Raw genomic sequence first — 23,528 nt, 5'->3', positions numbered from 1 at the left:
GTGCGTTTCCTCAACGACATCCAGCCCCCGTACGACCTGACGTACGACGACGTCTTCATGGTGCCGAGCCGCAGCGCGGTCGGCTCGCGTCAGGGTGTGGACCTCAGTTCCCCGGACGGCTCGGGCACCACCATCCCGCTGGTCGTCGCCAACATGACCGCCATCGCGGGCCGGCGCATGGCCGAGACCGTGGCCCGGCGCGGCGGGCTCGTGGTCATCCCGCAGGACATTCCGATCGAGGTCGTCACCGAGGTCGTCGCCTGGGTGAAGGGCCGCCACCTCGTCCTGGACACCCCGATCCGGCTGGCCCCGCACCAGACCGTCGCCGACGCGCTGGCCCTGCTGCCCAAGCGCGCGCACAACGCCGGTGTCGTCGTGGACGAGGACCAGCGCCCGGTCGGTGTCGTCACCGACGCCGACCTGAACGGGGTGGACCGCTTCACGCAGCTCGCCGAGGTCATGTCCCGTGACCTGCTGCTCCTCGACGCGGACATCGACCCGCGGGAGGCGTTCAACAGGCTGGACGGCGCCAACCGCCGCTACGCGCCCGCCGTCGACAAGGACGGCAGGCTCGCCGGCATCCTCACCCGCAGGGGCGCCCTGCGCGCCACGCTGTACTCACCGGCCGTGGACGCCGACGGCAGGCTGCGGATCGCCGCCGCGGTCGGCATCAACGGCGACTTCGTGCAGAAGGCCAAGCAGCTGCTGGACGCGGGCGTGGACACGCTCGTCATCGACACGGCCCACGGCCACCAGGAGTCGATGATCAGCGCGATCAGGCAGGTGCGGGCCCTCGACCCGCAGGTCCCCATCGTGGCCGGCAACATCGTCGCCGCAGAGGGCGTCAAGGACCTCGTCGACGCGGGCGCCGACATCATCAAGGTCGGCGTCGGCCCCGGCGCGATGTGCACCACCCGCATGATGACCGGCGTCGGCCGCCCGCAGTTCTCGGCCGTCATGGAGTGCGCCGCCGAGGCGAAGAAGTACGGCAAGCACGTGTGGGCCGACGGCGGTGTCCGGCATCCGCGCGATGTCGCCATGGCGCTCGCGGCCGGTGCGTCGAACGTGATGATCGGCTCGTGGTTCGCGGGCACGTTCGAGTCCCCGGGCGACCTGCAGCAGGACGCCAACGGGCGCCTCTACAAGGAGTCGTTCGGCATGGCGTCCGCGCGCGCGGTCCGCAACCGCACGTCCGACGAGTCGGCCTACGACCGCGCCCGCAAGGCGCTGTTCGAGGAGGGCATCTCCACCTCCCGCATGTTCCTCGACCCGGCCCGCCCGGGCGTCGAGGACCTGATCGACTCGATCATCGCGGGCGTCCGCTCCTCCTGCACCTACGCCGGCGCGGCCTCCCTGGAGGAGTTCGCCGAGCGGGCCGTCGTCGGCATCCAGAGTGCGGCCGGCTACGCGGAGGGCAAGCCCCTGCACGCCAGCTGGAGCTGATCCAACTCCCTTTCCTGCGGCCCCTGTTGTCCCGGCGCTCGGGAAAACAGGGGCCGTGGGCGTACTGCGGCGGCTACCGTCGGACGTATGGAGATCGCCGTGTGCAGGGCCGCCGACGTGGCGCCGCTCGACGAGTTCATCGGCTCGCCGGGGGGCGCCTCGTCCCGTGTCCGGCGGTTCGCACGGCAGCAGGCGGGCAGGGGCACCTGTCTCGTCGCCTGGATCGATAGCCGGCCCGTCGGGCACGCGGAGGTGATCTGGGACGGCTGCGCGGCGCCCGAGGTGCGGGCGGCGCTGCCCGTCTGCCCGGAGCTCAACGGTCTCGGAGTACGGCCCCCGCGACTGCGCTCGCGCGGCATCGGCGGCGCGCTGATCCGGCGCGCCGAGGAACTGGCCCGGGAGCGCGGCCGTACGGTCCTCGGTCTCGGGGGCGCGGCCGACGACCCGCGGGCCGCCGCCCTCTACGCGCGGCTCGGCTACCGGCCTCTGACGGACTACGTGGACCGCTGGTCGTACCTGGACCGCGACGGGAGCGTCCATGAGTGCGTGGACCTCTGCACCTTCCTCACCAAGGAGCTGCCGTCAGGCTCCCTTGACGTCAAGGGAGCCTGACGCAACGCTGAACCCATGACCACACCCCAGGGCATCGAACCCGAGCACACCCTCCTCACCGCCGTCGCCCGTCTCGACAGCCTCCGCACCCGCGAGTCCCTCGCCGGCTTCGGCAGCGACGCCGAGGCCCTCGACAAGGCCGAGACGCTGGAACTGCTCGCCCTGAGTGAGGTCGTCGCCCGCAAGGCCGCCTACGGCCGTCAGCTCACGGTTCGCGAGGCCCGCGAGGCCGGTGCCTCCTGGACGCAGATCGGGGCCGCGCTCGGCATGAGCAAGCAGGCCGCCTGGGAGGCGCACTCCCGCTGGATCGACGCGCAGGCGGAGGTGCACGGACAGCCCGGGCGGATCGGGTTCGACGAGGAGGACCTGGCGAGGGCGCGAGCCCTCGCGGGGGATCCGGACGAGGGCTGACCGAGGCGCTCGGCATCGCTGTCGGGCCCGTGTTCTACTTCGTATACGGCCATCGCCGATCCCACCCGGCCAGCGCAGAGAAGTGAACCGCCCGCAGTGCTCAACGAACTCGACGAACGCATCGTGCACGCCCTCGCCGAGGACGCCCGCCGCTCCTTCGCGGACATCGGGCACCTGGTCGGCCTCTCCGCGCCCGCGGTGAAGCGGCGCGTGGACCGACTGCGGGCCACCGGCGCCATCACCGGTTTCACCGTACGGGTGGACCCGGCGGCGCTCGGCTGGCAGACCGAGGGGTTCGTCGAGATCTACTGCCGGCACAACACCTCTCCGGACACCATCCGACGGGGCCTGGAGCGCTACCAGGAGGTGGTCGCCGCCTCCACCGTCACCGGCGACGCCGACGCCGTCGTCCAGGTCTTCGCCGCCGACATGCGCCACTTCGAGCGGGTGCTGGAGCGGATCGCGGGGGAGCCGTTCGTGGAACGGACGAAGTCCGTGCTGGTGCTGTCCCCGCTGCTGCGCCGCTTCTCGTCCGGCTCGCCCGCCTAAGGGCGACTGTCAGTGGGACGCCGTACGGTCTCGGGCATGGCAGCACGAATCGATCTCACCCTCGACTGCGACGACGCCCCGCTCCTCGCCGCGTTCTGGAAGACGGCCCTCGGCTACGTCGACGAGCCGCCGCCCGCTCCCTTCGCCACGCGCGCCGAGTGGATCGCGCACCACGACCCGGAGGACGACGGGGCCGAGGACGACGGCGCCTGGCTGTGCGACCCCGACGGCGTCGGACCGCGCCTGTCCGTCCTCAAGGTCCCCGAGCCCAAGACCGTCAAGAACCGGCTCCACCTCGACATCCGGGTCCCGGCGCGGGGTGGGTCCGAGGAGAGATGGGCCGCGATCAGAGCCGAGGCCGAGCGGTTGGTGGACGCGGGCGGCCGGGTACTCACCGAGGTCGACGGGCACCATGTGGTGATGGCCGACCCGGAGGGCAACGAGTTCTGTGTGGCGGCCGGTTGAGCCTCCGGGCTCCCCGGGTTCACTCCGCCGTCTTGCGGGCCAGCGCGTTGTTGCCTATCGAGTTGTGCACGCTGAAGGTCACCGCGTCCGAGCGGTAGCGGTCGTCGGACCACTCAACAGGCCGTCCCTCGCGGGTGGTTGTGACCCGGCGGACCCGCAGCAGCGGGCTGGTCCGCCGGATGCCCAGCAGCTCCGCGTCCTGCGCGCCAGCCGCCACCGCGTCGATCACGTGCTCGCCGTAGGCGAAGACCAACCCCGTGTCGTCGTACAGGCGTTGAGTGACCGACGGGCAGTCGGGCTCGATCGCCTCGACGGCCGGTGAGATCCAGTCGGCGTACACGGTCCGCTCCAGCAGGACGGGCTCGCCGTCCAGACCACGCACCCGCAGGACGTGCAACACCGGTGTCTTCTCGGCGAGTTGGAGGCGTACGGCGTCCTCGGCCGTGGCCGGGCGGTACCCCTGCTCGGCCACGTGACCGGTCGCCTCGCGCTCCATCGCGCGCGCCCACTCGGCGAAGCTGCGCAGCTCCGCGAAGCTCTGGCTGCGGCGGCTGGCCAGCACCATCCGGCGGGCGCCCTGGCGGGAGCCGATCAGCCCCTCGGCGGTGAGGGCCGCGACGGCCTGGCGGACCGTGCCGCGCGAGACGCCGTACTGCGCCGCGAGCTCCGTCTCCGCGGGCAGCCGGCTGCCGACTGTGTACTCCTCGCGGTCGATGGCCTTGCGCAGCTCGTCGGCGATCTCCTCGTGTCGCGCCGTCATGCTTCCCCTCTGAGTCGGCCACTGTGCACAGCGTGAGCAGCGTAGTCGAGTTCCCTCGGTGATCCGTGTCAGCCAGGAGTGTGCAGCGAATAAGGGGTCACGGTTTCGCCAATGTTTACGAACAAGACACCATTGGCGGGCGTACTGAGGCCAACTTGTTCAGACAAGTTCTCCGATCTGCTCTGACCCTCGTGCGCACCCCTGGAGAGACCGTGACCGTGTCCCCGCCGAGAAACGCCGTCCTGGGTGGTTCCCTCGCCGTCGTCGCCGCGCTCGCCCTGAGCGCCTGCGGCGCCGCTCCCACCAACTCGTCGACCACCGCCGACGGCAAGAACGCCGCCACCGCCACCTCCGCCGCCGGCTTCGGTGGGATGGACGCCCTGGTCAAGGCCGCCAAGAAGGAGGGCGCGCTGCACATCATCGCGGTGCCCCGTGACTGGGCCAACTACGGCGCCATCATCGACGGCTTCACCAAGAAGTACGGCATCAAGATCACGGACGAGAACCCGGACGGCTCCAGCCAGGACGAGATCAACGCCGTGACCTCCCGCAAGGGCCAGGACCGTGCGCCCGACGTCCTCGACCTCGGCTCCTCCTTCGCGCTCAGCGCCGCCCAGCAGGGCCTGCTCGCGCCGTACAAGGTCGCCGCCTTCGACCAGATCCCCGAGGGCCAGAAGGACCCGAAGGGGCAGTGGTTCAACGACTACGGCGGCTACATCTCCATCGGCTGCGACGCCAAGCGCGTCAAGACCTGCCCGACCACCTTCGCGGACCTGCTCAAGCCGCAGTACAAGGGCCAGGTCGCCCTCAACGGCAACCCCACCAAGTCGGGTTCGGCCTTCGGCGGCGTCTACGCGGCGGCGCTCGCCAACAAGGGCTCCTTCGACGACATCCAGCCCGGCCTGGACCTCTTCGCCAAGCTGAAGAAGAACGGCAACTACACGCCCGTCGAGTCCACCCCGGCCACCGTCGAGAAGGGCGAGACGCCCATCTCCATCGACTGGGACTACCTCAACGCCGGTTACGCCGACGAGTTCAAGTCCAAGGGCGTCGACTGGAAGGTCACCATCCCGAGCGACGGCCAGTACGCGCAGTACTACTCGCAGGCCATCAACAAGGACGCCCCGCACCCGGCGGCCGCCCGTCTGTGGCAGGAGTACCTGTACAGCGCCGAGGGCCAGAACCTGTGGCTCAAGGGTTACGCGCGCCCGGCGCTGATGACCTCCATGGAGTCGGCCGGCACCCTCGACAAGACCGCCGCAGCCAAGCTCCCCAAGGTCTCCGGCACGCCGTCCTTCCCGACCGAGGCCCAGCAGAGCAAGGCCAAGACGGTCATCGCGTCCGGCTGGGCGAAGGCCGTCTCCGGATGACGGCCACGCTCACGCGGGCCGACGTCGACGCCGCCGCTTCCGAGAAGCGGCGGCGCCGCGTCCCCGGCTGGATAGCCGTGGTCCCGCTGCTCGTGTTCGTCGCGGTCGCCTTCGGGGTGCCCGCCATCGCGATGCTGAACGGCGCCTTCACCGTCAAGGACCAGGCGACGGGCGCCACTTCGTACAGCACCGTCAACCTGACCGACTCCCTCAAGGGCGCCTACCTCACCGCGCTGATCGGCAGCGTCAAGCTGTCCGCCCTCTCGGGTGCCCTCGGCACCCTGCTCGGGCTGCCGCTCGCGCAGGTCGTCGTCACCTCCCGCTTCCGCGCGCTGCGCGAGGCCGTGCTCACCGCGTCCGGTGTCCTCGCCAACTTCGGCGGTGTCCCCCTCGCCTTCGCGTTCGTCGCCACGCTCGGCAACGCCGGTGTGCTGACGACCCACTTGGGCCTCAAGGACAAGGGCTGGGACCTCTACAGCTTCTCGGGCCTGGTCCTCGTCTACCTGTACTTCCTCATCCCGCTCATGGTCCTCACCATCACCCCCGCCCTGGAGGGCCTGCGCACCCAGTGGCGCGAGGCCGCCCAGAACAACGGCGCCACCGGCGTCCAGTACTGGCGGCACGTGGCTCTGCCGGTGCTGCTGCCCTCGCTGCTCGGCGGGTTCGTCCTCCTCTTCGGCAGCGCCTTCGCCGCGTACGCCACCGCCGCGGCCATGGTGGGCAGTTCGATCCCGCTGGTCACCCTGCAGATCGCCGACGCCATCTCCGGCAATGTGCTGGTCGGCCAGGAGAACGTGGCCCTCGCCCTCAGCCTCGACATGGTCCTGGTCGCGGGCCTGGTCATGGCCGTGTACCTGCCCCTGCAACGACGGAGCGCGCGATGGCTGGACGCCTGAACCTCTGGCGGTGGGTCGTCCTCGGCCTAGCCGCCCTGTACTTCCTGGTGCCGCTCGCCGCGTCGGTGATCTTCACGGTCGACGTGCCGGGGGAGGGCGTCACCTTCGACGCCTACACCCAGATCGTCTCGGCCGACGGCTTCACCTCCAGCCTGGTGCTCTCGCTGGAACTCGCCGCCGCCACCATCGCCGTAGTCCTGCTCCTGATGGTCCCGGCCATGGTCGCGCTACGGCTCGGCGCGCCCCGGCTGCGCCCGGTCGTCGAGGTGATCTGCTCGCTGCCGCTGGTGGTGCCGCCGATCGCGTTCGTCGCCGGTATTGCCACGGTCCTCAAGTGGGGCCCCGACTACCTGTCCCGCACCCCGCTCTTCGAGACCTTCGTCGCCATCCAGAACCCGAGCTTCCCGTTCGTCCTCGTCCTCGCCTACGTCGTGATGGCGCTGCCCTTCGTGTACCGGGCGCTGGACTCGGGGCTGCGGGCCATCGACGTGAAGACCCTCGTCGAGGCCGCCCGCAGCTGCGGCGCGGGCTGGCCGCAGGCCCTCGTGCGGGCCGTACTGCCCAATCTGCGCGGGGCGTTGCTCAACGCGTCCTTCCTCACGCTGGCGCTGGTGCTCGGCGAGTTCACCGTGGCCCAGCTCCTGGGCTTCCAGCCCTTCGCCGTGTGGATCTACAGCGTCGGCGGGTCCAACGCCCAGCTCTCCGTCGCCGTCTCCGTGCTCAGCCTGGTCGTCACCTGGGCACTCCTCCTCACGCTCGCCGGTGTCGGCGGGCGCGACAAAACCGCTTCGTCCCGGGGATGAACCATGACCGCCACCACGCTTGAGAAAACCGCCACGGAGAACGCCGCCACCGTCGAATTCCGGGGCCTGCGCCGGGAGTTCGGCCCGACGGTTGCCCTCGACGGACTCGACCTGACCGTCCAGCCCGGCGAGTTCCTGGCCCTGCTCGGTCCCTCCGGCTGCGGCAAGACCACCGCCCTGCGCATGCTCGCCGGCTTCGAACACCCCACCTCCGGCAAGGTGTTGGTGGACGGCAAGGACGTCACCGACGTGCCCGCGCACCGCCGCGACGCCGGGATGGTCTTCCAGTCGTACAGCCTCTTCCCGCATCTCAACGCGCTCGACAACGTCGCCTTCGGACTGCGCATGCGCAAGGTGAACAAGTCCGAACGACGCTTCCGCGCAAACGAGTTGCTCCACCTTGTCGGGCTCGGCGACAAGGGTGAGCGCTTCCCGCACCAGCTCTCCGGCGGCCAGCAGCAGCGCATCGCGCTGGCCCGCGCGCTCGCCCTGCGTCCGCGAGTGTTGCTCCTGGACGAGCCGCTGTCGGCGCTCGACGCCAAGGTACGGCTTTCCCTGCGCGAGGAGATCCGCCGCCTTCAGCAGGAACTGGGCATCACCACCCTCTTCGTGACGCACGATCAGGAAGAGGCGTTGTCCATCGCCGACCGGGTCGCCGTGATGCGTGCCGGGAAGCTCGAACAGTGCGCCGCACCGGCCGAGTTGTACGGCAGGCCCGCGACCCCGTTCGTCGCCGAGTTCGTCGGCACCATGAGCCGGCTCCCGGGACGACTCGCGGACGGGGTCGTCGAAGTCCTCGGGGGCCAGTGGCTGCCCGTCGACGGCGAGGCTCCGGCCGGACCGGACGTGGACGTGCTCGTCCGGCCCGAGGCGATCCACGTGCACGCCGACGACGCCGGAGACGCGCGTGTCGTCGGCACCGCCTTCCACGGCGCGGTCGTCCGCGTCAGCGTTCTGCTCGCCGACGGCACCGAGGTCAAGGCCGACCTGCCCACGCACGAGGCCACCACCCTGGGCGCCGGAGTCGCCGTACGCGTGTCGCTGCCGGAGCGGCCGGTGCTCGTGGCAGAGCGCGTCAACCCGTAGGGCCCACAGGCCCGTAGTGAACCCGCAGTGAAAGAGAGAAACGTGACCCCCCACGCTCAACTCCCGCTCCAGGCTGTCCTGTTCGACATGGACGGAACGCTCGTCGACACCGAGCGGCTGTGGTGGGAGGCGGTGGAGCAGGTCGCGGGCAGAACCCTGACGGACGCGGACCAGTCGGAGGTGCTCGGGCGCCCGGTCGAGCACACCGCCGACTGGCTCGCCACCACCACGGGCGCGTCGGCGACGCACCTCGCGGCCGAACTGCACCGGGAGTTCGCCGACCGCGTCCGCACCGGCATCGTGCCCCGCCCCGGCGCGTTCGACCTCCTCGACGCCCTCGCCCGCGACGGCGTCCCCACGGCGCTCGTCACCGCGTCCCCCCGCGCGGTCGCCGACACCGTCCTCGACGCCCTCGGCGCCGGCCGCTTCGCGGTCTCCGTCACCGCCGACGACACCGGGTCCACCAAGCCCGCCCCGGACCCCTACCTCGCCGCCTGCCGCGCCCTCGGCGTCGACCCGGCGGCCTGCGTGGCCGTCGAGGACACCCAGACCGGCGTCAGCTCCGCCGAGGCGGCCGGCTGCGCGGTCCTCGCCGTACCGTCGCTGGCCCCGATAGACACGGCCCCCGGCCGGACGGTACGGGCGAGCCTCGTCGGCGTCACCCCGGCGGACCTGCGCGCGATGGTGACGCCGGGCGCGGCACGTGAACTACGCGTGTTGACCTGGAATCTCTGGCTCGGCGGCAGCAAGGTCGACGACCACCGGACCAAGCAGCTGAAGGTCATCGCGGAGACCGGCGCGGACGTGGTCGGTCTGCAGGAAACGGGCGGCACCGCGGCCGAGGAACTGGCCGAGGCGCTCGGCTGGCACCACCACCGGGCCGGTGAGAACCTCGGCGTGATCAGCCGCCACCCGATCACCGCCCGATTCGGCGACCCGGACGTCGGCTTCTACGGAGCCGCCGGGGTACGGATCGCCGTCCCCGGGGGCCGGGCGATCGACCTGTGGACCTGCCACCTCGACTACACGCCCTACGGCCCCTACGAGTCAGCCTTCGACGGGCTCCCGGCCGCCGAGCTGATCGCCCACGAGGAGGTACGGCTCGCCCAGATGCGGGACACCCTGGACCGGATCGCGGAGGCGGCCGAGGACGCCGTACCCGTCGTCCTGGTCGGCGACTTCAACAGCCCCTCGCACCTGGACCGGCCGGACGTGGAATGGCCGGTCACGAAGGCGGCGGCGGACGCGGGCCTGCGCGACAGCTACCGGGAGGCCCACCCGGACCCGGCCGCCGACCCCGGCCACACCTGGTCGCCGATCCACCTCCTGCACGAGGACGGCAGCGGGCGCCCCGAGCCGCAGGACCGTATCGACTACGTGCTGCACCGGGGCCTGACCGTGCTGGACTCCCGGACGTTCGTCACCGGGACTCCGAGCCCCTGGCCGGACGTGTCCGCGAACTGCTGGCCCTCGGACCACGCGGCCGTACTCACGGTCTTCGCGGTGCCCAAGCCGTAGGCCCTGTCGGGGATTCCAGAAGAACGACACGTGGGCGCGGTCGAAGCGGCGCCCGGTCAGATCCTGGCGCGGGATCACCCGGTGCAGGGTGGAACCCTCTCGCTCGTTGAGACCGCTGTCCCACTGGGCGAGCAGCGTCCACTCCTCGGGGGCGGGCAGCGGCGTGGCGTCGGCGGCCCCGGGTGCAGCCTCGGTCCGGTGCTGTCGCGCCTGTTCCGCGTCCTCCGCGGCGTCCGCGACGGGATCCGTCTCCGTGCACTCGTGGAGGCACCCGCCGATGTGCAGCGGGCCGTCGACGACGATGTCGCCGCACGTCTCCTCCCATACCTCGGCCAGCTCCCGGGCGCGGGGATGGCCGGGGAATGTGACGGTCTCCTCGCCGGACTCGGGGGACGGGGCCAGGAAATGGGAGGGCAGGGAGACGACGGGCTCCAGCCGCAGCGCCTCCTGGGGGGACTGCTCGTAGATGCCGAGCGCGTCGCCGTTGCCGAACTCGGCCCCCTTCTCGCCGTGGACGCAGGGGTACTTCGAGGTCCGCTCCTCGACGGGGGTCCCCTCGGGGATGTACACGACCTCACCGGCAGTACCGCCGTAGTACGTCATCTCGGAGAAGCCGAAGAGCAGCATGCGGCCGTCGGCCGGGAGCGGGAGGCCCGTCACCTCGTCGGGCAGGGCTGCGCAGTCGAGGGTGGCGAGTAACGGGTACCAGGGGTCGGGGGCGTCGGCGTGCAGCAGCAGCCCGCCGAACCTGCGCACGACCGGCCCGTCCCCACGGGTGACGAAGGTCCCGGACGGACGGGCAGTGGCGATCCACGCCTCCACGTCCTGGAGCGGTATCCCGCGACTCAGTGCCTCCGCACGGAACGGCGCGAGCCGGCTGATCAGGTCAGGATTCATGCGCGGAGACCTACGCCTGAGGTCTGACAACCGGGCCGCGGCACCGGAACGGCCGGCACGCAACGAATCGCCGCCCCGACCCACCCGCACGCAACGAAACGCTCACCGGCGCGCAACGGCTCCTTCTTGTCCGGCCCAGCCCCTCGGCCGTACCGTCTAGAGAGCCCCCGATAGGTGGCTCTTCAACCTTTTCGGCCTTTCGACCCTTTCGTACCGGTGAGGACCACACATGCGCACCGCCCTGCTCCAGAGCTCCGGCCGCCCCGGCTCCGTCGTCGAGAACCTCAAGGTCCTCGACGAGGCCGCCGGCCGGGCCGCGGCCGGCGGTGCCGCGCTGCTCGCCGCGCCGGAGATGTTCCTCACCGGATACGCGATCGGCGACGACATCGGCCGCCTCGCCGAACCCGCCGACGGCGACTGGGCCGACACGGTCGCCGAGATCGCCACCCGGCACGGACTCGCCATCACCTACGGCTACCCGGAGCGCGACGGCGACGCCGTCCACAACTCCGCCCAGCTGATCTCCGCCGACGGCGACCGCCTCGCGAACTACCGCAAGACCCACCTCTTCGGCGACTTCGAGCGCGCCCACTTCACCCCCGGCGAACAGCCCGTCGTACAGGCCGAGTTGAGCGGTCTGACCATCGGCCTCATGATCTGCTACGACGTCGAGTTCCCGGAGCCCGTCCGCGCCCACGCGCTCGCCGGCACCGACCTGCTGCTCGTCCCGACGGCGAACATGCACCCGTTCGAGCTGGTCGCCGAGTCCGTGGTCCCGGTGCGGGCCTGGGAGAACCAGATGTACGTGGCGTACATCAACCGCATCGGCCAGGAAGGGGAGTTCGACTTCTTCGGCCTCTCCACGCTCGCCGGTCCGGACGGAGTCGCCCGCACCAAGGCCGGCCCCGGCGAGGAACTGCTCCTCGGCGACGTCGACCCCGCGTTCCTCGCCGAGTCCCGCGCCGCGAACCCGTATCTGCGGGACCGCCGCCCCGGCCTCTACGGGTCCCTGGCCTGAATCCCCCGCCTTCCCCGCCTTTCCCGGCCTTCTCCCAAAAGCTTTGTCGCAAGGAGTCCCTGCCCCATGACGTCCACGGTGCCCAACGCCGTCCAGCACGCCGACGATCGACAGCCGCCGATCACCATGTTCGGGCCGGACTTCCCCTACGCCTACGACGACTTCCTCGCCCACCCGGCGGGCCTCGGACAGATACCCGCGACCGAGCACGGCACCGAAGTCGCGGTCGTCGGGGGCGGGTTGTCCGGCATCGTGGCCGCCTACGAGCTGATGAAGATGGGCCTCAAGCCCGTCGTCTACGAGGCCGATCGGATCGGCGGCCGACTGCGCACGGTCGGCTTCGAGGGCTGCGACCCCTCCCTCACCGCAGAGATGGGCGCGATGCGCTTCCCGCCCTCCTCCACCGCGCTCCAGCACTACATCGACCTGGTCGGACTTGAGACGCGCCCGTTCCCCAACCCCCTTGCGGAGGCGACCCCTTCGACCGTCGTCGACCTCAAGGGCGAGTCCCACTACGCGACCACCGTCGACGACCTCCCGCAGGTCTACCGCGATGTGATGCACGCCTGGAACGCCTGCCTCGAAGAGGGCGCCGACTTCTCCGACATGAACCGCGCCATGCGCGAACGCGACGTCCCGCGCATCCGCGAGATCTGGTCGAGGCTCGTCGAGAAGCTCGACAACCAGACCTTCTACGGCTTCCTCTGCGAATCCGAGTCCTTCAAGTCCTTCCGGCACCGCGAGATCTTCGGCCAGGTCGGCTTCGGCACCGGCGGCTGGGACACCGACTTCCCCAACTCGATCCTCGAAATCCTGCGCGTCGTCTACACCGAGGCCGACGACCACCACCGGGGCATCGTCGGCGGCTCCCAGCAACTCCCGCTCAGGCTCTGGGACCGCGAGCCGGAGAAGATCGTCCACTGGCCCTACGGCACCTCGCTGGCGTCCCTGCACGTGAACGGCGAACCCCGCCCCGCCGTGACCCGGCTCCACCGCACGGCCGGCAACAGGATCACGGTCACCGACGCCAACGGCGACATCCGGACCTACCGGGCCGCGATCTTCACCGCCCAGTCCTGGATGCTGCTCTCCAAGATCGCCTGCGACGACTCGCTCTTCCCGATCGACCACTGGACGGCGATCGAGCGCACCCACTACATGGAGAGCTCCAAGCTCTTCGTCCCGGTCGACCGGCCGTTCTGGCTCGACAAGGCCGTCGACGACAGGGGAAACGCGACCGGCCGGGACGTCATGTCGATGACTCTCACCGACCGTATGACGCGCGGCACTTACCTCCTCGACGACGGCCCGGACAAGCCCGCCGTCATCTGCCTCTCGTACACCTGGTGCGACGACAGCCTCAAGTGGCTGCCGCTGTCCGCCAACGAGCGGATGGAGGTCATGCTGAAGTCGCTCGGCGAGATCTACCCGAAGGTCGACATCAGGAAGCACGTCATCGGCAACCCGGTGACCGTCTCCTGGGAGAACGAGCCCTACTTCATGGGCGCGTTCAAGGCCAACCTGCCCGGCCACTACCGCTACCAGCGGCGCCTGTTCACCCACTTCATGCAGGACCGGCTGCCCGAGGACAAGCGGGGCGTCTTCCTCGCCGGGGACGACATCTCCTGGACGGCCGGCTGGGCCGAGGGCGCAGTCCAGACCGCCCTGAACGCGGTCTGGGGCGTCATGCACCAGCTCGGCGGCACGACCGACCCGACCAACCCGGGCCCGGGAGACGTCTACGACGACATCGCGCCGGTCGAACTCCCGGAGGACTGAGGGGAGTTCAACCGGCCGGAGGCGGATCGGCCGGATTTCAGATCCCGGCGGCCCGCGCCTTCTCGTACACCTCCGCAGCGACGTCCTTGAGCTCCTGGCCGTCCCGCGGGGTGGTCTGGAGGTCGATCAGGATCTCCTCCAGGCCGACCGCCGCGTGTGCCACCAGGTCCTCGACGATCTGGTCGGTGCTGCCCTGGAAAGGCTGGCGGTCGGGTCCGTCGTAGGGCTTGGCCGTGTACACGGTGTTGACCCGCACGACTGTCCGGATCGGTTCGGTGCGCCCGCTTTCGGCCGCCAGATCCTGCAACTCCCGCCACTGGGCGGCCAGTTGCTCGGCACCCATGCCCACCGGCAGCCAGCCGTCGGCGTGGTCCACCAGTCGCCGCTGGGCCTTCTTGCTGGTCGCGGCCAGCATGATCGGGATCGGCCGGGCGGGCTTCGGCCCGACCACGGCGGAGGCTATCTTCGTCAGCTGCCCGTCGTACTTCACCGGGTCGGGGCCCCAGACCGCCCGGCACACCTCGATCAACTCGTCGAGGACCTTGCCGCGTTCCCCGAACGGCCGGATGCCGGAGGCCGCGTACTCGTCGAGCGACCAGCCGGTGCCCAGGCCCGCGATCACCCGGCCGCCGCTCGCCGCGTCCAACGAGGCCAGGGACTTGGCCAGTTGGAAGGGCGTGTGCAGCGGTGCCACCAGCACGCTGCTGCCCAGTCGCACCCGCTCGGTGGCCGCCGCCGCGAGGGTCAGTGTGACCAGCGGCTCGGCCACGTTCCGGTACGCGTCGGGCCAGGGCAGACCCGGGACGCCGTACAGCCCCTGGGTGGCGGGCTCCGGGAAGAGGGCCCGCTCGAAGACCCACAGGCTGTCGTAGCCTATGTGCTCGGCGGTGCGGGCAACGTCGGGAACGTCCGCGCCGATGCTGTACTGCCGCATCTGGGGAAGGCTGAGGCCGAGCCGAGTCATACCGGTGCTCCTTTGCCGTCGGGTGCCTGCCGTCAACGTAGGGCGATCACCGGGAGATTCCGAAGCGGCTCGCGCGGCGATCGGATCAGGCCACCTCAGTCGGGCAGCGGGGTGAGCATCATGCGGCCCGCGAGCCCCACCGCCGCGTCCAGCCGCTCGATGAACTCCTCGGCGACATCGGGCAGTCCGCGCAGCGCCCACAGAGCCCGGGCCGCCGTCCAGGTGGCGTCCCGGGCGCGCTCCAGGCTCCACGAGCCGAGCAGATGAGTGAGCGGATCGGCGATCTGGAACAGGTCGGGCCCCGGCATCAGCTCTTCGCGGATGCGCTCCTCCAGCGACACGAGGAGATCGCCCACGCGGTCGAACTCGTCCTCCAGATCGGCCGGTTCGCAGTCGAGCGTACGACAGGCGTCCACCACGGCGAGCACGAGATCGTGGCCGATGTGCGCATTGATGCCCGAGAGGGCGAACTGCAGCGGTCGTACACCCGGATGCCGGCGCAGCTGGAACAGCGGACGCCAACAGGCGGGCGCGCGCCGCCCGTTGGCGACCACGTCCACGGCCGCCAGATAGCGTTCCGCGAACCGTACGTCCAGCGTGATCGCGGCCCGTGGGTCCGTGAACCGCCCGGCGTCGACGCTCCGGTCGACCGCCTCCGTGACGGCGAGGTAGACGCGGTTGAACACCGCGATCCCGTCCCGTGCGGGCAGCTCCTCGTCGAGCGCGCGCAGCCGGAGGACGACCTTGTCCACGGGTGTGGTGAAGTGTGCCAATTGCCCCATGGGGGCAGCGTCCCAGTCCTAGGCTGGCCGAGGTGCCGGCGGGCCCGACACTTCCCCAGAACGGGGGAACGGGCGCGCCGCACGGGAGGGGGCGGCAGCGTGTCGGGTTCGCGTGGCCGGCGGCGCGGCCGGGGCGCCCGCCGGAGCGTGCTGGTCGTGGCCGCGTCGGTCGTGGTCGCGGTCGGCACGGTGACCGGGATGATCAGAGCGCTGGACGACGGCAGCGATGCGAGCTCGGCGCGTCCCGACGCGACGGGGGCGACTCTTCTGGTTCCGCTGCCCGATGTGCCCTCGGCGTCGAACTCCCCGTCTACGAAGGCGAGTTCGTCCGCCCGCCCGAAGAAGAGCGCCACGGCCGGCACCGCGCGGAAACCGCGGCGGACCGCCACCGTCTCCCCGCGTCTCTACCGCCATCCCGAGTCCCAGGTCCTCGACTGGGTCCGCGACCACCCCGACGACCCTCGTACCGAGGTCATCGAGTCCAGGATCGCCGACCGGCCGGCGGCGGTGTGGTTCGCCGACTTCACACCGTCGACCATCACCTCCCGCGTCCGCGCGGTCACTTCGGGCGCCGCCGCGCAGGGCAGGGTGCCGGTCGTCGTGCCGTACGCGATCCCGGACCGCGACTGCGGCGGGGCCTCCGAGGGTGGCGCGTCCGACTTCGCCGCGTACGACGGCTGGATCGACAACTTCGCGGCGGGCCTGGGCTCCCGGGAGGTCGTCGTGATACTGGAGCCGGACTCCATAGCCCAGTCCGACTGCCTCGACGACACCCAACGCGCCGAACGCTTCCAGGCGTTGGCCCGCGCCGGCCGCGTTCTGAAGGCCGCCGATCCGCAGGCCCGCGTGTACTACGACGCCGGCCACTCCGACTGGAACCCGGCCGACCGGCAGGCGGCCCTGCTCAAGCAGGCGGGCGCGGCCTCCGCCGGGTCCTCCGACGGGATCTTCAGCAACGTCTCGAATTTCCACACCACTTCGGCCGAGATCGCCTACGACCGCCAGGTCCTCGACACCCTCGGCGGCCCCGCGGATCTCGGCGCCGTCATCGACACCAGCCGCAACGGCAACGGCGCCCCGGCCGACGGCCAGTGGTGCGACCCGGTCGGCCGGAAGATCGGCCGGGCACCGACGCTGAACACCGGGGAGGCCCGGATCGACGGCTATCTGTGGGTGAAACTGCCGGGGGAGTCGGACGGCTGCAAGGGCGCGGCCGGCACGTTCACGGCGTCGTACGCCTACGACTTGGCCCGCTGATCCGCTCGTCCACGGGAAAGGACTGTGCGCCGACACGAAAGACGGCTCCGCCACGCCTTGGCAGAGTCGTCCGCGAGTCACCGTCGGGGTGTCTCGGTCGGTACTCGTGAACGGTGGCGGAACGAACATGTCAGAGGCGGGCAGCGGCACGTTCGCGATGGGAAGGACCTCCGCGGAGACGGCCAGACTGGATGTCCAGGACGCGCTGTACGGAGGGTCCACCGAGTACCTCCTGAGGGCCGTCGGCCTGCGGGAGGGAATGCGGGTCCTCGACGTCGGCTGCGGCACGGGCGGAGTGTCTCTCGCCGCCGCGCGAATCGTCGGCCCGCAGGGCCGCGTTGTGGGCGTGGACATGAATCCGGCGGTACTGGAGACCGCGCGCGCCAATGCCGCCGCGGTGGCGATGGAGAACGTCGTCTTCGAGCACCATGTGCTGCCCGGTGCCGAACTCGCGGAACCTGTCGACGCGTTGGTGGGCCGGCTCGTCCTGATGTATCTCGAAGACCCCGTGGCGGTGGTGAAAGCGCTGACCAGGCTGGTGCGTCCGGGCGGTCTCATGACGTTCCAGGAGATCTGGGCCCGCTCGCACGCGTGCGAGAGGCGGCCGTGCGGCGGCTGGACGCGGCGATCGACTTCATCAACGACCGCGAGAAGCCGCTCGCCCTCTACACCTTCACGGACTCCGGCGACACCCGGGCCCGGATCGCCGCCGAGACCTCCTCCGGCGGCCTGGGCCACGGTCTTCCGATCGCCCATCTCACCGTCCCCGACCTGCCGTTCGGCGGTGTGGGGGAGAGCGGCACGGGCAACTGCCACGGCCGCTGCTCGATCGAGACGTTCAGCCACCGCAAGGCGGTGTTGGAGAAGCCGCTGGGCCGGTCCGGCGGGAATTCGGACTCTTAACTCGATGCCGGCCAGTCGGTGTACCGAATACGGCGCAGGTCGAGAACGTCGCCGATAGTGCTCCACTCGTCTTTTCCGAGGCGTGCCAGGGGCCGCATCCGAGTGATTTCCGGATGGCCGTTCTCCAGCACGGTTTCGTCGACCGCGATATGCACCACCCGTCCGAATACCACCGTGGAGTCACCCAGCCGCAGGGTGCTGTGGAGTTCGCATTCCAGCGCCGCGGGCGAGCGGGCGACGCGTGGTGCCTTCACCCGTGCGCTGTCCTCGCGCGCCACTCCCACGGCGTCGAACTCGCCGACACCGTGCGGGAAGTCGGTGGCCGTCCTGTTCACCTCGTCGGCAAGCGGTTCCGGAGCGAGGTTGACCACGAACTGCCCGGTGGCCTCGACATTGCGCAGCGAGTCCTTACGGCCGACCGACGTGAACTGGACGATGGGGGGAGTGACCGACGAGATCGTGAAGAAGGAGTGCGGAGCGAGATTGTCGACGCCGTCGGCGGAGACAGTCGAAACCCAGGCGATGGGACGCGGAACGACGGTCGACGTGAGCAGTCGATAAACCGCGATGGGTTCGAGCTGGGCTGGGTTGTATTCAGTGCGCATACCAGCGATATATCAGATGCCCGTGCGGTGCCGCGCCGCTGTCGCGGCGGTTCCGGTCCGACACCACGTCCGTGAGAAAGAACTGTGCGCCGACGCGAAAACGGGGCGGCGCCGCCGGGGCCGAGCCTCACCGCGAGCCCCACGAGGCTCACTGTCTCCGTACATGAAGACGGTCCGGACCATTGCCACGTGTACCTGGCAGTTCTACGCTCGCACGGTCCCACTCATGAACTGCGTTCACATTTATGATCGGAGTTGTCTGGTGAGTGCACCGATGAGATCAAGGGTGAGTGCGAGACCCCGACTGGGGGTCCTGCTCGCGGTGGTGGCCACGCTGACCGCCGTGTTCGTGCCCTCCGCCGCCGCGCACCCGTTGTCGGCCGCCCCCGACACCGCCGTCCTCGACGGTGCCCGCCTCCAGCAGACCAAGCTCCGCCTGGACCACGGCGACCCCCAACTCCGGCGCGCCCTCGGAAACTTGACGACCCGTGCCGACAACTGGCTGAACCAGGGCCCCTGGACGGTCGTGGACAAACCAAAACCGGCCCCCGGTGGCGATGTTCACGACTACCTGAGCCAGGCCCCGTACTGGTGGCCCACGACCACCCCGACCGCCGGCAACCCCTGGGGCTGCCCGTACGTCCAGCGCGACGGGCAGCGCAACCCCGAGGTCGACACGGGCACCGACCGCCAGGACGTCGAGAAGGTCTTCGACTCGACGTACGACCTCGCGCTCGCCTGGTACTACACCGGCGACAAGCGCTACGCGCGAAAGGCCGGCCAGGTCCTGCGCACCTGGTTCCTCGACCCGGCCACGAGGATGAACCCCAACCTGAACCACGCCCAGTTCATCCCCTGCAAGTACGACGGCCGGGCCATCGGCGTCATCGACTTCTCCCAGTCGTACACCAGCGTCGTCGACGCCATCGCCGTCCTCGGCACCGGCGCCCCCGGCTGGACGAAGACCGACCGCACGGCGATGACCAAGTGGAACTCCGATTTCCTCGGCTGGCTGAAGAACAGCGCCTTCGGCAAGGAGGAGGGCGCGGCCGCCAACAACCACGGCACGTTCTACGACCTGCAGCTCGCCGCCCTCGCCTACGCGACCGGCGACAAGGCGCTGGCGAAACGGACCGTGCTGGACGCGCGCGCCAAACGCGTCGACCCGCAGATCGCGGGCGACGGCAGCCAGCCGCAGGAGCTGGCGCGGACCCGGAGTTGGCACTACTCGACCTTCGACCTGGTCGCCTACACCCGGCTCGCGGCCATCGGCCGGCATGTCGGTGTGAACCTGTGGACCTATCAAGGCCCGGACGGGCAGGGCCTGTTGAAGGCCGTGGACTATCTGCTGCCCGCCGCGACCGGAGCCGCCGCGTGGCCGCATCCGGAGCTGGAGTTCTACCGCTACGCGGCCAGCGACGTAGTGCACGCGGCGGCCGACGCGGGCGACGCACGGGCCAGGACCGCCGTACCGAAACTGGAGGCGCCACCCGGCGGCGACCTGTGGGCACTGCGCCCGGCAGCCGAGCAACTGGACTCGATCGCCGGCTGACCGGGCCGCGGGGGCGGCCCCGCGCAGTGTCGTCGGGCCGGGTTGTGAAGGGCCGCCTGCCGCCGTCCGGTCGGGTTGCGGAGATCTGCCCGTCGCCGTCCGGCTGGGCCGCGAGGGCCTACCTGTTGTCGGCTGGGCTGCGGAGGTCCGCCCATCGCCGTCCGGCCGGGTGTGAAGGCCCGCCATCGCCGCCCAGCCGGGCAGCACAGGCCCCACAGGCCCGCTCATCTCCCGCCGACCGGCCCGCACCGACCCCCGCTTGACCTGGGCCCTCTCGAACAGGGGTTCCTGAGCGGTCGCTTAGAATGGGGCGTCCCCGCAGTCTCCACCGCCCCACTCAGCACCGCTCGGGAGCCCCGCCGTGACCGTCGAATCCCCGTCCGCCACCGCCACCGACCTCGCCCATGGCCGGCTCATCCCGGTCACCGTCCACTTCGACGACCTCGACGCCCTCGGCATGCTGCACAACGCCCGCTACCCGCTCCTCGTCGAACGCGCCTGGACCGAGCTGTGGCAGGAACACGGCGTCCGCTTCGACGGCGACTGGGCGAGCGCCGGCGACGCCTGCAACGTAGTGAAGGAACTGCTGATCAGCTACGAGGCACCGGTCACCAGGCCCGGCACCTACGCCGTCCACCTGTGGCTTGACCGGCTCGGCACGACCGGCCTGACCTACGGTTTCCGGCTCTGCTCGGCGGACGGCTCGACGACATACGCGACCGGCACCCGCGTGCTGGTCCGGCTGGACCCCGGGACGCTGCGCCCCGCGCCCTGGAGCGAGGACTTCAGAGCTGCCGGTCGGGCACTGCTGCGCTCGGAGCGCTGACCTTCGGGCGGTCCCGGTCCCCGGCGCGCAGCACACCCGCGAAGGCCGCGAGCCCACCCGCCAACACCGTGACCAGGCAGAACGACACCACTAGGCTCGTCGCCTGCGCGACCCCACCGATCAGGCTCGGCGCGACCAGCCCCGAGGTGTAGGTGATCGTCGCCACGCCTGCGATGGCCTGGCTCGGGTTCGGTCCGCTGCGGCCCGCCGCCGCGAAGCACAGCGGTACGACCACGGCGATGCCCAGACCGAGCAGCGCGAAGCCGCCCATCGCCAGCGCCGGGCTGTCCGCGACGACGATCAGCAGTCCGCCGCACACGGCCAGGACCCCGCCCGCGCGGACCGTGCGCACCGAGCCGAAGCGGTTCACCACCGTGTCGCCCACCAGCCGGGCCACCGCCATCGTCAGCATGAAACCTGTGGTCGAGGCCGCCGCGAGCCCGGCCGACGTGCCCAACTGGTCGTGCAGGTACACCGCCGACCAGTCCAGGCTGGCCCCCTCCGCGAACACCGCGCAGAAGCCGACGGCGCCGATGAGCAGTGCCGACCGGGGCGGCAGTGTGAACCGCGGCGGCGCTTCCTCCTCCACCCCCGGCTGGCTGTCGAGCACCCAGCGGCAGGCGGTCACGCCGAGCAGGGTCAGGATCAGGGCCGCGATGACATGGTGCACGCGGGCGTCCGAGCCGAGATGCGCGGCCAGGGTGCCGCCCGCCGAGCCGATCAGGGCGCCCGCGCTCCACATGCCGTGCAGGCTCGACATGATCGACTTGTCGAGGAGGCGCTCGATCTCGACGCCGAGCGCGTTCATCGCGACGTCGGCCATGCCCGCGCTCGCCCCGTACGTGAACATCGCCAGGCAGAGGGTGACCAGGTTCGGCGCGAGGGACGGCAGCACCAGGGACATCGTCCACAGCGAGATCAGCCCGCGCAGCGCCGTACGGCTGCCGAAGCGGTGCGTGATCCAACCGGCCAGCGGCATCGAGCAGGAGGCGCCGAACGCGCCGAAGGCGAGCGCGAATCCGAGCCAGCCGGCGGCGACATGCGCGTGCTCCTGGATCCATGGCACCCGGGTCGCGAAGGAGCCGGTGACCGCGCCGTGCACGGTGAAGACGGCCGCCACGGCGTACCGGGCGCGCTTCACCTCGTGTCGGTCGTAGACCACTTCGCTCATTGCCGGCCCCTCCTGCTGCTGTTCGAAGCCCGATCCCGAAATCCCGATCCGGTCCCGATCTCGATCCCCATCCCTACTCGATCCCTACTCGCGTCGCGTAAACTATCAGGAACCCTGCCTGATAGATAGAGAATTACCGGCCGCCCGTCGCGCCCCCTCGATCTGGGAGGATTCCCGGCATGCCCGCATCCCCGAGCACCGCCCGGGCCATCAACGACCGGCTCGCCCTGCGTCTCCTGCAGCGCGAAGGCCCGCTGACGGCAGGGCAGTTGAAGCAGCTCACCGGACTCTCCCGGCCCACCGTCGCCGACCTCGTCGAACGCCTCACGGCCTCCGGACTGATCGAGATGGTCGGCGAGTCGGGGGCCCAACGGCGCGGTCCGAACGCCCGGTTGTACGGCATCGTCGGCGACCGCGCCCATCTGGCCGCGCTGGACGTCCGCCTGGAGAGCGTCTCCGTGCTCGTCTCCGACCTGGTCGGCCGGGTCCTCGCCGAGGCGTCCGTGCCGATCGACGCCGACGCGGGGACGGGGCCCGCGGTGGAGCAGGCCGTCGCGCTGGTGGAGCGGGCGGTGAAGGAGGCGGGGGCGCGGGCAACTAGCCCTGAGGCTGAGGGAGTTCAGCGTCGAGAGCGTGAGCCTGGGCCCGTCCGCGAGTGGGGCAGTCTGCACACGGTCGGCATCGGCGCCCCCGGCCTGATCGACCCGGCCACGGGCGAGCTCCGCAACACCACCGGCCTGCCCGCGTGGCACCGCAGCCTGGTGGCCGCCCTCCAGGAACGGCTGCCCGACGCCCGCGTCGTCGTCGAGAACGAGACCAACCTCGCGGCCCTGGCGGAGATGCGCGACGGCGCGGCCCGGGACCGGGACACCTTCGTCCTCCTCTGGCTGGACATGGGCATCGGCGCCGCGGTGGTCCTCGACGGGGCACTGCGCCGGGGAGCGTCCGGCGGCGCGGGCGAGCTCGGCTTCCTGCCGGTGCCGGGCACCCGGGGACTCCCCTCGGCGACCGACTGCGAAGGGGGTTTCCACTCACTGGCCGGTGCGGCGGCGGTGCTCGAACTGGCCCGGGAATGCCGGGTGTCGGGCATCGAGGGTGCGGTGGACGGGGCGACCGCGGCGGAGGGCGTGAGGTGGGCGGTCGCAACCGTGGCCGACGCCCGTGCCGCCCGCTTCCTGGACGCCCTCGCCGATCGTCTCGCCCTCGGTGTCGCGTCCGTCGTCGCGCTGCTGGACCCCGGGTGCGTGGTCCTCGGCGGCGAGGTCGGGCAGGCCGGCGGTGAGGAACTCGCCGTACGCGTGGCCGAACGGATCGCCCGTATGTCACCCCTGCCAGCGGAGGTGCGTCCCAGCGTCCTCGGCGACACGGCCGTCCTGCGCGGTGCGCTGCTGACGGCACAGGACGGCGCGCAGGACGAGCTGTTCGGCTGAGTGGCCCGGCGGTGGGCAAGGGCCGTCGTCACCACCGCCGGACCGGTCCATGGCGTCCTGGCCGGAGCTCCCGTACGGAGATCCATAAAGGACTAGACCATATGGTCCAGCAGGTGAGGGCAGGTTGAGAAGTCCATCGACACCCTCTGTGAGCCACCCCACACGCTTCACCTGGATGGACCCTTGCCGGGCGTGGCACACTGGCCGTGTACCAGAAGCAGCGCACTCCGGGGTCGGTGAAAGTCCGAACCGGCGGTTACAGTCCGCGACCCGTCCGCTTCCAGCGGCCGGTTGACCAGGTGAAATTCCTGGACCGACGGTTAAAGTCCGGATGGGAGGCAGTGCGCGGCGGGCGGGCATTCGTGCGCGCCGTCGTATCGGCTCGTCCTGCGTGGGCGGGTTCTGTCCGGCGTCGCTCAAGGTGCTTACGT

22 protein-coding genes, 2 pseudogenes and 1 riboswitch are annotated in these 23,528 nt (G+C 70.8%); of the genes and pseudogenes, 19 read left to right on the top strand and 5 right to left on the bottom strand.

The features are described 5' to 3' along the window. The 5 genes from AB0I51_RS36890 (at position 1) to AB0I51_RS36870 (ending at position 3,480) form a co-directional block, all read left to right on the top strand. Positions 1–1,443: a GuaB1 family IMP dehydrogenase-related protein gene (locus AB0I51_RS36890; protein WP_362982755.1), complete on the top strand. Its 1,443-nt coding sequence runs from the start codon at positions 1–3 to the stop codon at positions 1,441–1,443. An 87-nt stretch (positions 1,444–1,530) separates the two neighbouring features. Continuing rightward, positions 1,531–2,055: a GNAT family N-acetyltransferase gene (locus tag AB0I51_RS36885; RefSeq protein WP_362982754.1), complete on the top strand. Its 525-nt coding sequence runs from the start codon at positions 1,531–1,533 to the stop codon at positions 2,053–2,055. A gap of 15 nt (positions 2,056–2,070) precedes the next feature. Beyond that, complete coding sequence (locus tag AB0I51_RS36880; protein ID WP_362982753.1) at positions 2,071–2,466, top strand: hypothetical protein; 396 nt, start codon at positions 2,071–2,073, stop codon at positions 2,464–2,466. A gap of 96 nt (positions 2,467–2,562) precedes the next feature. Beyond that, positions 2,563–3,015: an Lrp/AsnC family transcriptional regulator gene (locus tag AB0I51_RS36875; RefSeq protein WP_362982752.1), complete on the top strand. Its 453-nt coding sequence runs from the start codon at positions 2,563–2,565 to the stop codon at positions 3,013–3,015. Positions 3,016–3,051: 36 nt separating this feature from the next. Further along, positions 3,052–3,480, top strand: coding sequence for a VOC family protein (locus AB0I51_RS36870; protein WP_362982751.1), 429 nt, complete (start codon positions 3,052–3,054; stop codon positions 3,478–3,480). Between the two features lie 19 nt (positions 3,481–3,499). Here the strand turns inward: AB0I51_RS36870 and AB0I51_RS36865 are convergent, their stop codons facing one another. Then, positions 3,500–4,240: a GntR family transcriptional regulator gene (locus AB0I51_RS36865; RefSeq protein ID WP_362982750.1), complete on the bottom strand. Its 741-nt coding sequence runs from the start codon at positions 4,238–4,240 to the stop codon at positions 3,500–3,502. Between the two features lie 212 nt (positions 4,241–4,452). On the opposite strand from AB0I51_RS36865, the gene AB0I51_RS36860 reads away from it, so the two are divergent. From AB0I51_RS36860 to AB0I51_RS36825, 8 genes are all read left to right on the top strand, one after another. Beyond that, entirely contained in the window at positions 4,453–5,610 is a 1,158-nt protein-coding gene (locus tag AB0I51_RS36860; RefSeq protein WP_362982767.1) for an extracellular solute-binding protein, read from the top strand. Beyond that, entirely contained in the window at positions 5,607–6,506 is a 900-nt protein-coding gene (locus tag AB0I51_RS36855) for an ABC transporter permease subunit (RefSeq protein ID WP_362982749.1), read from the top strand. Before AB0I51_RS36860 ends, AB0I51_RS36855 begins: the two co-directional genes overlap by 4 nt. After that, positions 6,491–7,309: an ABC transporter permease subunit gene (locus tag AB0I51_RS36850; protein ID WP_362982748.1), complete on the top strand. Its 819-nt coding sequence runs from the start codon at positions 6,491–6,493 to the stop codon at positions 7,307–7,309. Before AB0I51_RS36855 ends, AB0I51_RS36850 begins: the two co-directional genes overlap by 16 nt. Before the next feature lie 3 nt (positions 7,310–7,312). Beyond that, the gene (locus tag AB0I51_RS36845) at positions 7,313–8,395 is read left to right on the top strand and encodes an ABC transporter ATP-binding protein (RefSeq protein ID WP_362982747.1); all 1,083 of its coding nucleotides are present in this window, start codon (positions 7,313–7,315) and stop codon (positions 8,393–8,395) included. Between the two features lie 42 nt (positions 8,396–8,437). Beyond that, positions 8,438–9,913, top strand: a complete 1,476-nt coding sequence (locus tag AB0I51_RS36840; protein ID WP_362982746.1) for an HAD-IA family hydrolase — start codon at positions 8,438–8,440, stop codon at positions 9,911–9,913. A 198-nt stretch (positions 9,914–10,111) separates the two neighbouring features. After that, positions 10,112–10,612, top strand: a complete 501-nt coding sequence (locus tag AB0I51_RS36835; RefSeq protein ID WP_362982745.1) for a hypothetical protein — start codon at positions 10,112–10,114, stop codon at positions 10,610–10,612. Between the two features lie 427 nt (positions 10,613–11,039). Beyond that, positions 11,040–11,828, top strand: coding sequence for a carbon-nitrogen hydrolase family protein (locus AB0I51_RS36830; RefSeq protein ID WP_362982744.1), 789 nt, complete (start codon positions 11,040–11,042; stop codon positions 11,826–11,828). Between the two features lie 66 nt (positions 11,829–11,894). Then, positions 11,895–13,607 carry an NAD(P)/FAD-dependent oxidoreductase gene (locus tag AB0I51_RS36825; RefSeq protein WP_362982743.1) on the top strand — a complete coding sequence of 571 codons (1,713 nt, stop codon included), beginning with the start codon at positions 11,895–11,897 and terminating at the stop codon, positions 13,605–13,607. 37 nt (positions 13,608–13,644) lie between these two features. Here AB0I51_RS36825 and AB0I51_RS36820 read toward each other — a convergent pair whose 3' ends face one another. Next, positions 13,645–14,571: an LLM class F420-dependent oxidoreductase gene (locus AB0I51_RS36820; RefSeq protein WP_362982742.1), complete on the bottom strand. Its 927-nt coding sequence runs from the start codon at positions 14,569–14,571 to the stop codon at positions 13,645–13,647. A gap of 95 nt (positions 14,572–14,666) precedes the next feature. After that, positions 14,667–15,353: a DUF5995 family protein gene (locus tag AB0I51_RS36815; protein WP_362982741.1), complete on the bottom strand. Its 687-nt coding sequence runs from the start codon at positions 15,351–15,353 to the stop codon at positions 14,667–14,669. Between the two features lie 150 nt (positions 15,354–15,503). Here AB0I51_RS36815 and AB0I51_RS36810 point away from each other — a divergent pair, with 150 nt between their 5' ends. From AB0I51_RS36810 to AB0I51_RS36800, 3 genes and pseudogenes are all read left to right on the top strand, one after another. Further along, entirely contained in the window at positions 15,504–16,610 is a 1,107-nt protein-coding gene (locus AB0I51_RS36810) for a glycoside hydrolase family 6 protein (protein ID WP_362982766.1), read from the top strand. 127 nt (positions 16,611–16,737) lie between these two features. Beyond that, positions 16,738–17,187: pseudogene (locus tag AB0I51_RS36805) on the top strand (class I SAM-dependent methyltransferase); the annotation flags it as partial. Between the two features lie 38 nt (positions 17,188–17,225). Then, positions 17,226–17,513 (top strand): annotated as a pseudogene (locus AB0I51_RS36800) (aldehyde dehydrogenase family protein); the annotation flags it as partial. Here AB0I51_RS36800 and AB0I51_RS36795 read toward each other — a convergent pair. Further along, positions 17,510–18,118, bottom strand: coding sequence for a flavin reductase family protein (locus AB0I51_RS36795; protein ID WP_362982740.1), 609 nt, complete (start codon positions 18,116–18,118; stop codon positions 17,510–17,512). The pseudogene AB0I51_RS36800 and the gene AB0I51_RS36795 sit on opposite strands and share 4 nt — an antisense overlap. A 286-nt stretch (positions 18,119–18,404) precedes the next feature. Between AB0I51_RS36795 and AB0I51_RS36790 the strand changes: the two genes are divergently transcribed. Together AB0I51_RS36790 and AB0I51_RS36785 are read left to right on the top strand one after the other, a co-directional pair. Next, on the top strand, positions 18,405–19,670 hold the full coding sequence (locus AB0I51_RS36790; protein ID WP_362982739.1) for an alginate lyase family protein: 1,266 nt from the start codon (positions 18,405–18,407) through the stop codon (positions 19,668–19,670). A gap of 361 nt (positions 19,671–20,031) precedes the next feature. Next, on the top strand, positions 20,032–20,496 hold the full coding sequence (locus AB0I51_RS36785) for a thioesterase family protein (RefSeq protein ID WP_362982738.1): 465 nt from the start codon (positions 20,032–20,034) through the stop codon (positions 20,494–20,496). On the opposite strand, the gene AB0I51_RS36780 is transcribed toward AB0I51_RS36785, so the two are convergent. Continuing rightward, the gene (locus AB0I51_RS36780; RefSeq protein WP_362982737.1) at positions 20,456–21,667 is read right to left on the bottom strand and encodes an MFS transporter; all 1,212 of its coding nucleotides are present in this window, start codon (positions 21,665–21,667) and stop codon (positions 20,456–20,458) included. The two genes, AB0I51_RS36785 and AB0I51_RS36780, sit on opposite strands and share 41 nt — an antisense overlap. A gap of 179 nt (positions 21,668–21,846) precedes the next feature. On the opposite strand from AB0I51_RS36780, the gene AB0I51_RS36775 reads away from it, so the two are divergent. Continuing rightward, a complete protein-coding gene (locus tag AB0I51_RS36775; protein ID WP_362982736.1) occupies positions 21,847–23,097 on the top strand; it encodes an ROK family transcriptional regulator in 1,251 nt (416 codons plus the stop codon). 218 nt (positions 23,098–23,315) lie between these two features. After that, positions 23,316–23,446, top strand: a riboswitch (FMN riboswitch). Positions 23,447–23,528 lie beyond the last annotated feature (82 nt).

The organism is Streptomyces sp. NPDC050549, from assembly GCF_040655035.1.
GTDB lineage: Bacteria > Actinomycetota > Actinomycetes > Streptomycetales > Streptomycetaceae > Streptomyces.
This window is presented reverse-complemented; position numbering and strand designations above follow the sequence as displayed.

What these genes read in the sequence shown, in the direction of transcription:
- AB0I51_RS36885 (WP_362982754.1), top strand. Translation starts at nt 1,531, where the DNA reads ATGGAGATCGCCGTGTGCAGGGCCGCCGACGTGGCGCCGCTCGACGAG.
- AB0I51_RS36880 (WP_362982753.1), top strand. Translation starts at nt 2,071, where the DNA reads ATGACCACACCCCAGGGCATCGAACCCGAGCACACCCTCCTCACCGCC.
- AB0I51_RS36870 (WP_362982751.1), top strand. Translation starts at nt 3,052, where the DNA reads ATGGCAGCACGAATCGATCTCACCCTCGACTGCGACGACGCCCCGCTC.
- AB0I51_RS36865 (WP_362982750.1), bottom strand. Translation starts at nt 4,240, where the DNA reads ATGACGGCGCGACACGAGGAGATCGCCGACGAGCTGCGCAAGGCCATC.
- AB0I51_RS36855 (WP_362982749.1), top strand. Translation starts at nt 5,607, where the DNA reads ATGACGGCCACGCTCACGCGGGCCGACGTCGACGCCGCCGCTTCCGAG.
- AB0I51_RS36850 (WP_362982748.1), top strand. Translation starts at nt 6,491, where the DNA reads ATGGCTGGACGCCTGAACCTCTGGCGGTGGGTCGTCCTCGGCCTAGCC.
- AB0I51_RS36845 (WP_362982747.1), top strand. Translation starts at nt 7,313, where the DNA reads ATGACCGCCACCACGCTTGAGAAAACCGCCACGGAGAACGCCGCCACC.
- AB0I51_RS36830 (WP_362982744.1), top strand. Translation starts at nt 11,040, where the DNA reads ATGCGCACCGCCCTGCTCCAGAGCTCCGGCCGCCCCGGCTCCGTCGTC.
- AB0I51_RS36825 (WP_362982743.1), top strand. Translation starts at nt 11,895, where the DNA reads ATGACGTCCACGGTGCCCAACGCCGTCCAGCACGCCGACGATCGACAG.
- AB0I51_RS36820 (WP_362982742.1), bottom strand. Translation starts at nt 14,571, where the DNA reads ATGACTCGGCTCGGCCTCAGCCTTCCCCAGATGCGGCAGTACAGCATC.
- AB0I51_RS36815 (WP_362982741.1), bottom strand. Translation starts at nt 15,353, where the DNA reads ATGGGGCAATTGGCACACTTCACCACACCCGTGGACAAGGTCGTCCTC.
- AB0I51_RS36795 (WP_362982740.1), bottom strand. Translation starts at nt 18,118, where the DNA reads ATGCGCACTGAATACAACCCAGCCCAGCTCGAACCCATCGCGGTTTAT.
- AB0I51_RS36780 (WP_362982737.1), bottom strand. Translation starts at nt 21,667, where the DNA reads ATGAGCGAAGTGGTCTACGACCGACACGAGGTGAAGCGCGCCCGGTAC.
- AB0I51_RS36775 (WP_362982736.1), top strand. Translation starts at nt 21,847, where the DNA reads ATGCCCGCATCCCCGAGCACCGCCCGGGCCATCAACGACCGGCTCGCC.